Consider the following 15,331-nt stretch of genomic DNA (forward strand, 5'->3'; position numbering starts at 1 on the left):
ATATAATAAGTACTCTTTTTTATTTAATAGCGTAAATAAAATGATAATTTCGCTTTTATAAATAGAAATGGGTTACGATAATATTTAAGTTATAAAAAACCTATTACTGATAAGCATAAAACTAGATTATGATTAAACAATTTAAACATATTAAGGAATCACAAGTAAAAATTATGGAGTTGATGAAACCATCCAACTCTAATTTTAGCGGTAAAATTCATGGAGGTTATATTTTAAATTTGATGGATCAAATAGCATTTGCTTGTGCTTCTAAACATTCTGGAAATTACTGTGTTACGGCTTCTGTAAATAAGGTTGATTTTTTAAACCCTATTGAAGTTGGCGAATTAGTAACCATGAAAGCTTCTATTAATTTTACAGGAAGAACCTCTATGGTTGTAGGTTTACGTGTAGATTCTGAAAATATTAGAACTGGAGAAACAAAGCATTGTAACTCTTCTTATTTTACAATGGTTGCAAAAGATGATGATGGAAAAAGTACACCTGTACCCGGAATTGTACTAACAACTAAAGACGAAGTTAGACGTTTTGCAAGAAGTATTACTAGACAAAGTGAAGGAAGAAATAGAACTTCTCGTTTTCATAGCAAAGTTTTTAAAGTAGATGAGTATATTCACTTACTAGAGGAAAGCAATGCTAAAATTGACTTAAAATAAGATTTATATAAAGGAATAAGACCTTCTCAAATACCTAAATTTAAGCGTTAAGAAAACTATATAAAACGTTCGTTGTACTATTTTATTAAAAAAATAAAAAAAACCGAGTAAAATTAATTTTACTCGGTTTTTTAATATTTTAAAATGTCTAATTATCTTCTACTGTAATTAGGAGACTCTTTAGTAATTGCTACATCATGCGGATGACTTTCATTAATTCCACTTGCCGTAATTCTTACAAATCTACCCGTTTCTTTTAATGTTTCTACATCTTTTGCACCACAATATCCCATTCCAGCTCGTAACCCTCCAATAAATTGGTGGATACTTTCTGCAAGCTCTCCTTTATAAGGAACACGACCTACAATACCTTCGGGTACTAGTTTTTTAATATCATCTTCTACATCTTGAAAGTATCTATCTTTAGAGCCTTGTTTCATAGCTTCTACAGATCCCATACCTCTATAAGATTTAAATTTTCTTCCTTCGTAAATAATAGTTTCTCCTGGCGATTCTTTTGTACCTGCTAAAAGAGAACCTAACATTACAGAATCTGCTCCTGCTGCAATTGCTTTAGGTATATCTCCTGTATAACGAATTCCTCCATCTGCAATTACTGGCACTCCACTACCTTTAATAGCTGCTGCAACTTCTAAAACAGCAGAAAACTGAGGAAAACCAACTCCTGCAACTACTCTGGTAGTACAAATAGAACCTGGTCCAATACCTACTTTTACAGCATCTGCTCCTGCTTCTACCAAATATTTAGCCGCAGCTCCTGTTGCTATATTACCAACCACTACATCTAATTCTGGAAACTTTGCTTTTACAGCTTTTAAAACTGCAACTACACCTTTAGTATGTCCGTGAGCTGTATCTATAATTACAGCATCTACACCAGCATTTACTAATGCTTCTGCTCTATCTACTGCATCTCCTGTAACACCTAATGCCGCTGCAACTCTTAATCTACCAAAAGAATCTTTGTTAGCAATTGGTTTCTGAGTTACTTTAGTGATATCTCTAAAAGTAATTAATCCTTTTAATTTATAATTTTCATCAACAATTAAAAGTTTTTCTATTTTATAATTCTGAAGAATTTTTTCTGCATCACTTAAAGAAGTTCCAACATCTCCAGTTACTAGGTTTTCGCTAGTCATTACTTCTACAATAGGTCTTTGGCTATCATGCTCAAAACGTAAATCTCTATTAGTAACAATTCCTTTTAAGATGCCATTGTCATCTACAATAGGAATCCCTCCAATACCATGTTCTTTCATGTTTGCTTTTGCTTCAGCAACCACAGCCGTTAAAGGCAATGTAACAGGGTCTAAAATCATTCCGCTTTCTGCACGTTTTACTTTTCTAACTTCTTTAGCTTGTTGCTCAATAGTCATATTTTTATGTAAAACACCAATACCACCTTCTCTTGCAATAGCAATTGCTAAAGCAGATTCTGTAACGGTATCCATAGCAGCAGATGCAATTGGAACGTTGATTGTAATGTTTCTAGTAAATTTTGTTTGAATACTTACTTCTCTTGGAAGTACATCGGAAAAGGCTGGGACTAAAAGAACGTCGTCATATGTTAATCCTTCTCCTAAAATTTTGTTGTCGTGTGCTGTCATGTTGCAATTAAGGTATAATTGCGTGCAAATTTACAAATAATATATGAATTTTATACTATCAAGAACCTAGTATCTATAATGATAACAATTAGTTTACATTTTAAGTTATTTTTATTTATTCTAAATAAGACTTGTGTGATAGCAATTGAATTGTATATTTGCGACGTAAAAACACACTATTTTAAATCAATCTAAATAAATTTAACAAAATGAAATTTAACTTTACAAAACTACCTTTACTATTATTAACAAGTATTTTAGCTATTTCTTGCTCTAATAATGAAGATGAAATACCAACAGAACAAATATCTAAAGCGGATTTTATAGAAAACTATGCAACAATAGCATCTACAAATTATTCAGACACATACAATACTGCTGTAGCAATGCAAACCAAAATTAATGCTTTTATTGCAGCACCTACAGAAACTACTTTAGCAGAAGCAAGAACTTCTTGGTTATATGCTAGAGATTTTTATGGACAAACAGAAGCGTATAGAGAAGCGAACGGACCAATTGATAACGAAGATTTATTAGCAACCGAAGGACAAATTAACGCATGGCCTTTAGATGAAGGTTATATTGATTATGTTTTTAATAGTACTGGAGGAACTGTACAAAATGGCTTAATTGGTGATACTACTGTTGAATTAACAGCAGCAAATCTTATAGCTAAAAATGAAGATGGTGGTGCAGACAATATTGCTACAGGATGGCACGCTATTGAGTTTTTACTTTGGGGGCAAGATTTAAACTACGACCCTATTAACCATACCACAGATAATTATGCTGTTTCTGGAGATAGACCTTACACAGATTATACAACGGCAGACTTTGCAGATAGAAGAGCTACTTATTTACAAGTTGTTACAGATTTATTAATTAATGACTTAAATGATTTAAATAATACTTGGGCAGTTGGTGGTACTTATAGAACAACTTTTGAAGCTTTAGAGGAAGATGTTGCACTAAAAAATATCTTAAGCGGTATTGGTTTTATTTCTAATGGTGAAGTTGCTCAAGAAAGAATTTTTGCTGCTATAGATGAAGGGCAAGAAAATGAACATTCTTGTTTTTCTGACAATACAAACCAAGATATGTGGGCAAATGTACATGGATTAAATAATATTATTGTTGGTACCTATACTACAGAAAGTGGTGCTATTATTTCTGGTGTTTCATTGATAGAATTAGTGAATCAAAATAATGCAACTTTTGGAGCGTCTTTAGATGTAAAATCTTCCGAAACGATTTCTAAATTAAATACTTTATTAGGTTTGGGTAAGAATTTCGATGAAATTATTAGCGAAGAAAATTTAACTTCCGGTGGTCCTGCTAATGATTTGGCAGTAGCATTAGTAAATCAAAGTCACGCAATTTCTGATGCAGCAGGTGCTTTAGGTGTTAGTATTACTGTAGAGTAAGTAATTTAAATAATACAATTATTATTAATAAAACTGAAGGCTTTTATAGTCTTCAGTTTTCTCTATTTTATAAATAAAAAGTAAATGAAGTATTTTTTTTACATTCTAATTTTTTTCCTTTTCTCTTGTACTTCTGATGAGTTTTCTGAAGAAGAATATATAGACATTAATTACGAAGCAGGCGAAGAAAATCTAGTATCTGGTTTATCTGTAGAAGCTTTTACAGCAGAAAAAGCTTTTGGTAGATCAATTCCGGGATTATCAAATTTAGAACTGGCTTTTTTTGGTATTGGTAATGCCATGTTTGAGCAAAGTTGGGTTTCTGCTCCGGCAACAACCACTTCTAGAGATGGTTTAGGTCCCATATTTAACGCTAGAGCTTGTGCTACTTGTCATTCTAATGATGGTAGAGGAACTCCTATATTAGAAAACGGTGCCGTTTCCGAAGGATTTTTAATCCGTTTAAGTTCTGGAAACGATTTAATTTCAGGCCCAATTGGTATTGCTAATTATGGAGGTCAATTACAAGACAATTCTAATTTAGGTATGGCTAAAGAAGCAACAATTAATGTGCATTTCGAAACAATTACAGGTAGCTATTCTGATGGAGAAGGTTACGAAATAAGAAAACCAACCTACACAATTGTAAATGAAAATTATGGTTCTTTAAACAACCCAAAACAATCTCCACGCGTTGGCCCGCAAGTAATTGGTTTAGGTTTTATAGATGCTTTAAGCGAAGCTAGTATTTTAGCAAACGAAGATATTAATGATATTGACGGAGACGGAATTTCGGGAAAAGCAAATTATGTTTGGAATGTTAGAGCGTCTAAATCTACCATTGGTAAATTTGGATGGAAAGCCAATCAACCAACACTAGAACAACAAGTTGCTGGTGCTTTTAATGGAGATATGGGTTTAACTTCTTCTTTATTTCCGGATGAAAATTGTCCGCATGGTGTAGATTGTAGCAAATTAAATAATGGTAATAATGTTAATGAAACAGTAGAAGTACCAGATACTCAAATGAGTAGAATAATGGTATACCAAGCAGCTATTTCTGTACCTAAAAGAAGAGATTTTAAAACGCTAGATGTCTTAGAAGGGAAACAGTTATTTAATGATTTAGCTTGTGTTATTTGCCATGTAAACAATTTTACAACAGGCAATGACTACTCATTATTAAAGCAACTAGAAAATATAATTATTAGACCTTATTCAGATTTTTTATTGCATGATATGGGTGATGAATTAGCAGATAATAGAGCCGATTTTTTAGCTGATCGAAACGAATGGAGAACACAACCTCTTTGGGGTTTAGGCTTAATCGAAGAAGTTAATAAGCATACTTTTTTATTACACGATGGTAGAGCAAGAAATATCGAAGAAGCTATTTTATGGCATGGTGGAGAAGCAGAAAACGCTAAGAATAATTTCAAAAATTTATCAAAAGAAAAACGCGAACAACTACTTAAATTTTTAAATTCATTATAATCATGAAAAAGCATCTTTTATTTTTTCTATCTGCAATAATATTCCTTTCATCTTGTAGTAAAGAAAATTCAAATTCATCATCTGCAATAGATCTTTTTCACGAAGAATATTACAGCGTAAATATATTGCCGTCTTTAAACAATTTTAAAGCAGCTATAGAGAAACAAATAACACTTACAGAAAATTTTAAAACCAATACAACGCAAGAAAACTTTACTTTATTACAAACACAATGGGTAAATTGTGCAAGTTCTTTTTCTAAAACGCGTGTATATAATGTAGTAGATGTAAAGTCTTTGTATTATGATATTATAATTTATAATTTCCCTGTAAATCCAAGTCTTATAGAAAATAATATTTTAGAAAAAACAACTTTTAATACCGATTATATTAGCAATAGCAGTACGGTTTCTAAAGGATTGGCAGCAATGGAATATTTACTTTATAATGAAAATGGTACAAAAAATAGTCTTACTCTTTTGCAAGAGGATACCTTTAGGGTAAATTATTTATTAGCCATTACAAAAGAAAATTTAAGGCAAATAAACCTATTAATCGATTTTTGGCAACAAGGTTACAAAGACACTTTTAAGAGCTACAAAAGCTTGTCTTGTATAGAAAACGCACGTTGTTTGGCATTTAATCAACTTATAAATATTATAGATATTATTAGAGTTACCAAAATAGGTAAACCTGCAGGATTAGAAAAAACACCTAATACAGATGTAGAACTTTTAGAAGCATATAGAAGTAAAAGTTCTTTAAAATTGATACAAAGTTCTTTAGAGGAAATACAAAATGCCTATGCTTTAAGTAGCGTTAATTTTGCCAATATTGTTGATGAAATATCAGATTCATCAGAAATATCTTCGGAGATAAATAATAGTTTCAATACAGTTTACAATAATATAGATGCGATTGATACCGATTTGTATACGGCTATTCTTAATGGAGATCAAAGTGTAGCAACTTTACATACATCTTTACTAACTTTATTACAATATTTCTCTGTAGACGGAGCAAGTATTTTATCTGTAAATGTTTTACCTACGGATAATGATGGAGATTAAGAACAATCATTCTTTAAAATAAGGAGTACAAACTCCATTGTATTTCAACAAAAAAAAAATCAACCTATATGTAAAGTATAGGTTGATTTTTTATATAAATAAGTTACATCAATCTAAGCATCTTAAAACTTAAACTCTAAAGTAACATAGTAGTTTCTTGGTGCAGAAGGTATAATTCCTGGTCCAGGATATCCCGTTGCTCTACGTGTAAAATAACTGTTATCTAAAAGATTGTTTACACCGGTTTCTATCTTCATAAACTTGTATTTATAAGAAGCAGAAAAGTCTAAAATATCATAGGCAGGTATTTCTCCTGTAACTCCGCTAATACTTCCGCCTATTGCATTGGTAGCATCAGAAAATTGGCGCGATAAATAAGAGTATTGAATACTGGCTAAAAAATCTTTATAACCAAACTTCATACCTGTTTTAATATTAATGTTTGGTATAAATTCTACCTCATTCCCTTCTACTCCATTAATATCAGATTCGGTATATTCTGATGTTATAAAAGAAGAATTGATAAAGTAATTTAACACATAATCAGAATCATTTGTAAAAAACTTTTTCAGGTTAAAATCTATCAAACTTTCTACTCCTAAAATTCTTGCATCACCAATATTATCTCTTTCTGCTTTACCATCATCTCTTGTGTAAATATTAATTCTATCGTTATAAAACAAGCCAAAAACATTGGCATCATAAGAAAAGAAGTTTTTATAATTTCCACGAAAACCGGCATCAATTGTAAATCCTTTTTCATCAGAAATATCCGGAGAAATTTCAAAAGCTGGGTTTGCAGTACTAATATCCGAAAAGGTTACAGAACGGTAATTCTGAGAAATATTACCATAAAATTCTGTTGTTCTATTCAATTTATAACTAGAACCTAAACCTAATAAAACAAAACTTCTTTCGTTGGTTTCTTCTTCATCTCTTAAGTTTTCATTAATTACATTTCCGGCAGCATCTGTTACAATATCCTTTATAATCTCGTCTCTTTTGGTATTAATATATTCTAATCTAAAACCTGGTGTAATCGATAATTTATCGTTTACATAAATAATATTCTCACCAAATAAAGACACATTTAGATTTGGAAATTTACTATCCGATTGTCTTGGATAATCTGGATATTCCTCTAAATACATATTAAAATCTGCATCCGATCCATCAGAACCAGGTCCTTGCATATTGGTGTTGTTTGCTTTATAAAACTTGGTACCAATTAAAAAGGTAGATTTTTTATCGAACAACGTGTAATTACTTACCAAACGCGACTCAAAACCATAGTTTTTAAATGTCCCTTTTATCAAATCTCTTTCCTCACCAGAATCTACCTGACTTACTCTATTGGTTCTAAAACCCAAGGCATCTCTAGAGGCATCTAAACCAAAGAAACTAAAAGAAAAATTGGTATCATCAGAAAAAGCGTGTTCCCATTTTAAATTGTACAAAAACCATTTTACCTGAAACCAATTACGTTCTCTATTACTCTGTAAAGGATCTTCATTAAACATTTGGTCTGTTAAACCTCCTGCTTGTTGTGCCAAATATTTTAAAACGGTTACCTCTGCAGATAATTTACTTTTATCATTAATTTGATATCCTAAATGTGCAAATACATTGGTAGATTCAAACTCAGAATTGGGTCTAAATCCATCTCCTTTTTTATAGTTGACATACGTGTAATAACTAAATTTACCGTGTGTATCGCTTAAACTGGTAAAGTTAGTGTACAAACCATTACTACCTACCGTATTTCTAAAAACGATTTCTTGATCTTCTGTTGGTTTCTTGGTTACAAAATTTACCAAACCACCAAATTGCGTTCCGTATTGCAAAGAAGCAGCACCACGAATAACTTGTATTTCATCTAATCCTTCGGATGCTGGCGTATAATAACTTTCTGGATATCCTAAAACATCTGCACTAATATCATATCCATTCTGACGCGTATTAAAATTAGCAGTTCTGTTAGGGTCTAAACCTCTACCACCAATATTTAATTGCAAACCTGCATCATCATTCTGATAAATATTTAAACCTGCAACTTGATTAAAAATCTGACGTGCATTGTTTGTTGATAATGCTGCCGCAGATTGATTTACCAAAACTACTTCTGTTTTTTTACCTGCAAAAATCGAAGTTCCTTCTACATCTTTTAATCTTTTTAGCTCAAAAACTTTACGTTTTCTTGCCTTTATCTCTATTTCTGATAATTCTTCTGAAAAAGAGTTTAAGACAATTTTTACATCAACGTAGTTTACTGCGTTTAAAACAGTTCTTTCTACTTTAAAATTATCCGTATAAAAAACCAACGAAATTGTTTCTGCATCAATAGAAAATAAAAATTTCCCCAAAGCGTCTGTTTCTGTTAATAATCCGCCAGATTCATTATAAATCTGTACTTTTTTTAAGGGCTTGTTCTCATCAGAAACTACCGTTCCAGAAACTTTATATTGACTATAAATGGCTGTTTGCAATAAGGTAAGAATGATAAAAATGATTCTAAATTTCATATATTTAAATTCCTTTAATTTTTATTTTTGACGAAAAAGGAACAATCCAATCTTTGTGTTTAAAGTTTTCTTTTTGTTGATATAAATCTACTTTTGGGTTTACATATCTTGTACTTAACCTTCCGTTTAAAGCCACGTAACTATCTGCAAAAATAGCAATATTTTTATGGCCCTGACTTTTAAAGTGATTTCCTAAATAATGCGCATATTCTAAGATAAAATCTGGCTGATAACTCATTTGCTTTTCTTGAAACGTGGTTAAAAAATCTTTATTGTCAACCATAAAAGAACTACCTGTTTTAGTGTTTACAACTCTAAAGTTTGTAAACCCTGCTTTTTCCATTAACATAACGCGCCAAGAAAAACGGTAGCCTTCTTCTGTCCAAAATAATTCTCCTGGATATAATAACGATCTAAAAGGCAATAACAATTGTATAACAACAAACACACTTAAAATGGGTAATGCTATTTTTCTTTTGGTTGATGAAAATGTATAGTTTTGGTGGATAATTAAAGGTTTTTTCGATACTCTTTTTTGTCTCTTTAAATCATTAGAACTAACATTTAAAATATATTTTTTTATAAAATCTATTATTTTCTGATGAAACGATGCTTCAAAGAAAATAAGCGTAGAAACAATCATAATAAAAGGAAACATACCAATTGGGAACAAAATTCTTGTAAAAACATGAAAAAAGACCACAATTACAAAAGCAAAAACTCGTGTTCTTTTATATAACAGTAAAAACGGAATACTTAAATCGTACAACATGCCAGACCAAGCCATTGCAAAATGAAACCAATCTTGTTGCATTAAAGTGTTTCCTATTAAAGGAAGATCGTACTTAGAAGGTAACCATATTTTTAAAGGCATTGCTCTAAATAACCAATCTGAATTTAATTTTGCCAAACCTGCATAAAAATAAACAACGCCTAAAAGTACTTTAATAATATCTATAGTCCATTTTGGTATGTTTAGGTACTTCTTTTTAGTTCGTAAATTATCAACAGAAAAAACCGCACTTGCAGGTAAAAAAATAAGCACAAAACTAATAACACTTATAAAGTAATAATGATTTAAGTACGTGGTTTTATCCATAAATTCTATATAACCAAAAGATAGAAAAAAGGTAATAATTGCCATTCTATACTTATAACCAAACGCTACAAATAAGGCAGATAAACCACAAATAATAAACAATAAGTAGGTGTAATTGCCAATAGGTTTTATAAAACTAAGGCCGTAATAAGAAAAATGAAATTTTGGTTCTAAATATAGCGTTTCAATCCAACCGTTTGCCCAAAAACGTACGATACTTGCAAACATCATTAAACCAAAAAACAAACGAAAAACAGCTAAAGGAGCTGCATTTGTTTGTTCTTTAAAATTGTACTTTAAAAATTTCATCAAAATAAAAAAACCTGAGTACTTATTTTATCAATAAATACTCGGGTTTATGTTAGTTTATATTATAGGTATTAATCTCCATCTGCGTCAGCATAATCTACACTAATACTAAAAGTTTGTAACATATCTGATTTTAAATGTTGTACTACATCTTGTAACTTATCAAAAGATAATGTTACCTGTGTTTTGTCAGTCATTATTTGCTCGTAAAAATTGGCATTTAATGTATTAATCTGCGTCTTAGCAATTGCTAATTTATCAATAATAGCTGTAGAAACATCTGCTCTATCAAGCTCTAATAAATAATCATTAAAACTTAGTCCTTTTGTAATAGCATTGTAATGTTTACCTTCAAAGAAGTTTATTGCACCATTTAATGCTTCTAATGCCAATTCTTTAGAATAGATTCTACTATAAAAACCTTCTACTTTTTCTGGTAAAGCTGTACCTGAAAAACTACCACCTGGTATTCCAAATTTATTTGTTCTTATAATTTTTTCAAAATAATACACATAATCATTTACCAACTTATTTCCTGGACTTGTTGCTGTATTAGAAACACCTACAACAAACTCGTTTCTATAAGAAGCCCAATCTGTAACAACTTGTGCTGTTAAAATGCTCATTTGGTTTAAAACGTCTGTTATATAATTTTGGTAACCAACAGCATTTGCATCTGTAGTATATTTTGCAAGAATAGCAGTATCTGTATCTGCAACACCGTATAATAAATAATCTAATGCCGGGAAACCTTGTGCATCGTGGTTGTTAGCGCTATCTAAATCGTAGCTTCCGTTAGAAATATTGTTTTCTACATCTGCAACCGTTAAAGGATAAATATTCATAAAAAAAGAATATTGTAATTCTTCTGCTTTACCAATATTAAACATTTCTACTTGTTGCCAAGTGGTATATGCTGCTAACCAAGATGTTCTTAAGGCATCTAAATTTGTTTGGTCTGGAGTGGTAGTAAATGTTTCTCCTGCCGTTTTTAATGTTGCTAATTTAGTACTAAAATCGTTATAAGCAGGTACAATAATATTATCTGCAAAATTAGTTAACATTGCTGCTCTATCAAAACTATCTACTGCTACTTCTTCTCCTTCACCAGAAGAACTACAAGAAGCTAAAAGAGCTATTGATATAAAAAGGATACAAAAATTTTTAATCATCTTATTTTTATTAAATCTAAATATAAAGCAAAAATAGTAAAAAGCATTTAAACAAAATACTTTTTACTATTCTTAAAACTAAACAAGTAAGGTATTAACTAGCTGCTTGTAAAACTGTAAAATTGAATTTTGCTGCGATTGTTTCTGATATCTCCTCTAAAGTAGCTTCAGTAACATCCCAAAAACCATTACCAGATTGTAGTGCATTTAAAATAGTATCTACTTCTGTTGCTGATAAATAAGGTTCTGTAGAGTTTGGTTGTCTTGTAAACTGTAAGCTATAAATAAAACCAACTGCTTCTGATAATGCATGAAAAGCAGATGCATCATCTACACTTAAAGAATTTTTACCTTGTTGTAAATAGTAAATACCTCTTACAGCAATTACTTCAGAAATTTTTTCTTTAATAATTTCTGCTTGGTTATCTCTTGTAGTATAATCTTTATTTACAATTGCTGCTCTACCTGTAGTAAATGCATTGTAAATATCGTCTGCAATACCTGCAAAGTCAGCATCGTCATTTACTCTACTTAAATATTCGTTTAAAAAACTATCGTTATTTAAAACTGGAGAAGTAGCATCTGGCTCTAAAGCGTATAAATAACCAAAAGCTTCATCCCATTTATGCTCCATAGTGGTGTAGTTATTATCACCATCTAAAGTTTCATTATCGTTATCTGTTCTGTTAGAAGCTTCATCTAAAACAGCAGTACTTAAATAATTGTTTAAAATTTGATCTGCAACTAAAGCTCCAATAAGACCTTTATTAATTGCTTGGTTATATTCTAACCCTTTTGCATTAATATATCTTACAGATCCACCACCTGCTTGTTGTATTTGTCCCGCAACACCTGCAGATGCATCTACAGACCAACTAGGAAAAACCTCATCTACTTGCGCAGAAATCCAAGAATCAAACTGTTCTTTTATAACAGCAGCACCTGTTGAGTTTGCAGAGAAAAAATCTGAAGAAGCAGCTGTTTTACTTCTAATACTTTTATCTGACGCATTTAAATTAGCATCTGTAAAATCTGCATCTCCTTCTGAATGTGCAAATTTACCTGTTAAAGAAGCTAAAGTTTCTGTAGGTACTTTTAAAGCATCTAATAACTCTTCTCCCATTTGAATTCTAGTAGTTTGACCACCATAACTTACTGTTGATGTTCCGTTTCTAGAGAAACTATAATTTGAAGGTGAAACCGTTGGGTTATCATCATCACTACTACAAGAGATTAATGTTGCTACGACTGCTAACGATAATATTACTTTTTTCATTTTTATTTAGATTAATTACAAATAATTAAATAATTCTCGTCAAATATAAAATTGATTTTTACATTGGCAAAGTTTATTTAGATTTAATTTAAATAAAAACAAGGTTTAACATATCTTTAAAAATTAGATGGTTTTTAAATAAGCAACCACAGATTTTCTAATATCTACAGCCAATTCTTTATCATTTGGACTATAGACAGAAAGCACTTCTTTACTTTCCGCAGATAAAAAAGGAATATCAAACCCTTTTAATAAATAATCAGAAAAGGCAACGGTATAGGTTTTATTGATGTCTAACTCCAGGTTTTTAATCATCCACTTCTCACCTACTTTCTCTGCATTATAGCGTTGTAAATAAGCGCCGTTTCCTGCAGCCAAAACACCATAATCTAACACTCTTTTTAATAATCTTCCTTTAATTTCTACTTTTAAAACAGCTCCTCCATAAGGCAATACTCTAAAAATATCTACTGCTGTAATATGACCACTTAATTGATCATCTATTCTTATAGAACCACCATTAACCAACGCACAATCTACCTCATCTTTATACCCAAAAGACATCGCTTTTGTAATCAGTACACCTAAATTAGTTTGTGTACTTCTAATTGGAGTATCTCTACCATCTAAAGGAATTTTAGCTTCAAAAATAACTTCTGCTGGATTTGCAATTACTTCCTTAATTTTTGCAGTTAAAATGGTTTGCCAGTTGTTTACAATTTCGGCTATATTTTTATCCGATTTTATCGTTGCATTAATTTCTTTTAATTCTGATTTTATACTCGTTTTATTTGTTTTCTTATCATAAGAAATTCTATGTACATATACTGTTTTTGCATTAGCGTCTGCTTTAGCAATACGTACGTCTCCTATTGTATCGTAAGAATTGGTATGCTCATGACCGCCCATTATTAATGGTAAATCTGGTATTAATCCTGCTATTCTTTTATCATTATTAATTTTAACATGTGTTAAGCCAAAAACAACATCTACAGAATCTTTTATAGCTGCATACGATGCTCTTGCTTTTACAAACATATTACCATATTCTACAAAATCTTTTGGATTAGACGGAATGCAAACACTTATAAAACCTACTTTTATTTTGGTGCCATCTTCATCAGAAAGTTCTTTTATAAATGTTTCCCCAACATGTTCTTTATGACCGTTAATTTCTTTGTAAAAAGGAATTGCTGCTTCTTTTGTTTTTAACTTTACATTGGCAGAGATCCAAGGAAAATTACTTTCATTCAATCTTTTTTGAAGATCCTCTAGCGGAATATCAAACTCATGATTACCAAAGGCCACCAAATCGAAATTCATAGCATTCATTACCTCCACCATTTGTTTTCCTCGCACTCTTTCTCCATCAACTTTTACAGTACCGATTAAAGACGGATTTAAAAAATCTCCAGCCATAAAAAGCATGGTATTTTTATTTTCGGCTAACAATTCTTTATGCACCGTTTCCACTCTTGCCATTCCACCATATTCTCCTCCTTGAATTGGAGCAATTTCATAAACATCATTCAATTGTAGAAAAGTAAAGTCTATTTTCTGATCGTCTTTAGAACAAGATGCTAAAAAGATGATTGATAAAAAGTATAAAAGTAATTTTGTGAATTTCATTTTGATTCAGTTATAATTTGTAATGAAAGATAACAATAACCTTTCTACTGCGCTCAAGGTGACACTTTAAAATTTGACAAAACATTGAGATAAACTAAACTCTGGTTACTCTAAATAAAAGTTTCTAAAGCCTTGTTATAAGCACTTTCAAAACTCATTGGTTTTAAATTAATATCCACTTTTTGGGCTGTAAAATAACTCAATAATTTTTCTGTCGGCATATTCCCAGTCAATTCATCTTTTGCCATTGGGCAACCACCATAGCCTTTTATAGCTCCATCAAACCGATTGCAACCAGCCTTAAAAGCAGCATCTACTTTTTCGTGCCATTTATCTGGGGTTGTGTGTAAATGTGCACCAAATTCTATAGATGGATATTGCGGAATTAAATTCTTAAATAAATAATCTATTACTTCTGGCGTAGAAGTCCCCACAGTATCTGAAAGCGATAATATTTTAACACCCATTTTAGACAATTTTTCTGTCCACTCACCTACTATTTCTACATTCCAAGGATCTCCATACGGATTACCAAAGCCCATCGATAAATATGCAACGACTTCTTTATTCGTCTTGTCTGCAATGTTTAAAATTTCATCTAACGTTTCTATAGATTCTTGTATTGTTTTATGCGTATTACGCATTTGAAAGTTTTCTGATATTGAAAAAGGATATCCTAAATAATTGATTTCTTCAAATACAGAAGCATCATTTGCACCTCTAACATTGGCTATAATTGCCAACAGTTTACTTTGAGTTCTAGACAAATCTAATTTTGATAAAACTGCGGCAGTATCTCGCATCTGCGGAATTGCTTTTGGTGAAACAAAGCTGCCAAAATCAATGGTATCAAAACCCACTTTTAATAATGAGTTTATATACAATGCTTTTTGATGTGTAGAAATAAAATGGCTTTTTATTCCTTGCATCGCATCACGAGGACACTCTATGATTTTTACTTTTTTCATCAATATCAAAGATAGATATTCTATTGAAGTGGCAAAACATTTTTTAATTGATTATTACATGAT

The 15,331-nt window shown here is 31.0% G+C and carries 11 protein-coding genes; 4 read left to right on the forward strand and 7 right to left on the reverse strand.

Going from position 1 to position 15,331, the window contains the following annotated elements; translation table 11 throughout:
* The first annotated feature begins 128 nt into the window (after nt 1-128).
* The gene (locus tag H0I27_RS10545; protein ID WP_218730671.1) at nt 129-677 is read left to right on the forward strand and encodes an acyl-CoA thioesterase; all 549 of its coding nucleotides are present in this window, start codon (nt 129-131) and stop codon (nt 675-677) included.
* Nucleotides 678-829: 152 nt separating this feature from the next.
* Here the strand turns inward: H0I27_RS10545 and guaB are convergent, their stop codons facing one another.
* Nucleotides 830-2,305 (reverse strand): IMP dehydrogenase, encoded by a 1,476-nt coding sequence (guaB, locus tag H0I27_RS10550; RefSeq protein ID WP_218730672.1) that lies wholly within the window; start codon nt 2,303-2,305, stop codon nt 830-832.
* A 209-nt stretch (nt 2,306-2,514) separates the two neighbouring features.
* Between guaB and H0I27_RS10555 the strand changes: the two genes are divergently transcribed.
* The 3 genes from H0I27_RS10555 to H0I27_RS10565 all read left to right on the forward strand — a co-directional run bounded on the left by H0I27_RS10555 (nt 2,515) and on the right by H0I27_RS10565 (nt 6,293).
* The gene (locus H0I27_RS10555; protein ID WP_218730673.1) at nt 2,515-3,729 is read left to right on the forward strand and encodes an imelysin family protein; all 1,215 of its coding nucleotides are present in this window, start codon (nt 2,515-2,517) and stop codon (nt 3,727-3,729) included.
* A gap of 84 nt (nt 3,730-3,813) precedes the next feature.
* On the forward strand, nt 3,814-5,223 hold the full coding sequence (locus H0I27_RS10560; protein ID WP_218730674.1) for a di-heme oxidoredictase family protein: 1,410 nt from the start codon (nt 3,814-3,816) through the stop codon (nt 5,221-5,223).
* A 2-nt stretch (nt 5,224-5,225) separates the two neighbouring features.
* The gene (locus H0I27_RS10565) at nt 5,226-6,293 is read left to right on the forward strand and encodes an imelysin family protein (protein ID WP_218730675.1); all 1,068 of its coding nucleotides are present in this window, start codon (nt 5,226-5,228) and stop codon (nt 6,291-6,293) included.
* A gap of 122 nt (nt 6,294-6,415) precedes the next feature.
* On the opposite strand, the gene H0I27_RS10570 is transcribed toward H0I27_RS10565, so the two are convergent.
* From H0I27_RS10570 to H0I27_RS10595, 6 genes are all read right to left on the reverse strand, one after another.
* The gene (locus H0I27_RS10570; RefSeq protein WP_218730676.1) at nt 6,416-8,815 is read right to left on the reverse strand and encodes a TonB-dependent receptor plug domain-containing protein; all 2,400 of its coding nucleotides are present in this window, start codon (nt 8,813-8,815) and stop codon (nt 6,416-6,418) included.
* Nucleotides 8,816-8,819: 4 nt separating this feature from the next.
* A complete protein-coding gene (locus H0I27_RS10575; protein ID WP_218730677.1) occupies nt 8,820-10,223 on the reverse strand; it encodes an HTTM domain-containing protein in 1,404 nt (467 codons plus the stop codon).
* A gap of 71 nt (nt 10,224-10,294) precedes the next feature.
* Nucleotides 10,295-11,395, reverse strand: a complete 1,101-nt coding sequence (locus H0I27_RS10580) for an imelysin family protein (RefSeq protein ID WP_218730678.1) — start codon at nt 11,393-11,395, stop codon at nt 10,295-10,297.
* 94 nt (nt 11,396-11,489) lie between these two features.
* Nucleotides 11,490-12,671: a DUF4856 domain-containing protein gene (locus tag H0I27_RS10585; protein ID WP_218730679.1), complete on the reverse strand. Its 1,182-nt coding sequence runs from the start codon at nt 12,669-12,671 to the stop codon at nt 11,490-11,492.
* 123 nt (nt 12,672-12,794) lie between these two features.
* On the reverse strand, nt 12,795-14,300 hold the full coding sequence (locus H0I27_RS10590; protein ID WP_218730680.1) for a bifunctional UDP-sugar hydrolase/5'-nucleotidase: 1,506 nt from the start codon (nt 14,298-14,300) through the stop codon (nt 12,795-12,797).
* A 110-nt stretch (nt 14,301-14,410) separates the two neighbouring features.
* Nucleotides 14,411-15,268, reverse strand: coding sequence for a hydroxymethylglutaryl-CoA lyase (locus H0I27_RS10595; RefSeq protein WP_218730681.1), 858 nt, complete (start codon nt 15,266-15,268; stop codon nt 14,411-14,413).
* Between the last annotated feature and the right edge of the window lie 63 nt (nt 15,269-15,331).

The organism is Polaribacter sp. HaHaR_3_91 (genome assembly GCF_019278525.1).
Taxonomy (GTDB): Bacteria; Bacteroidota; Bacteroidia; order Flavobacteriales; family Flavobacteriaceae; genus Polaribacter.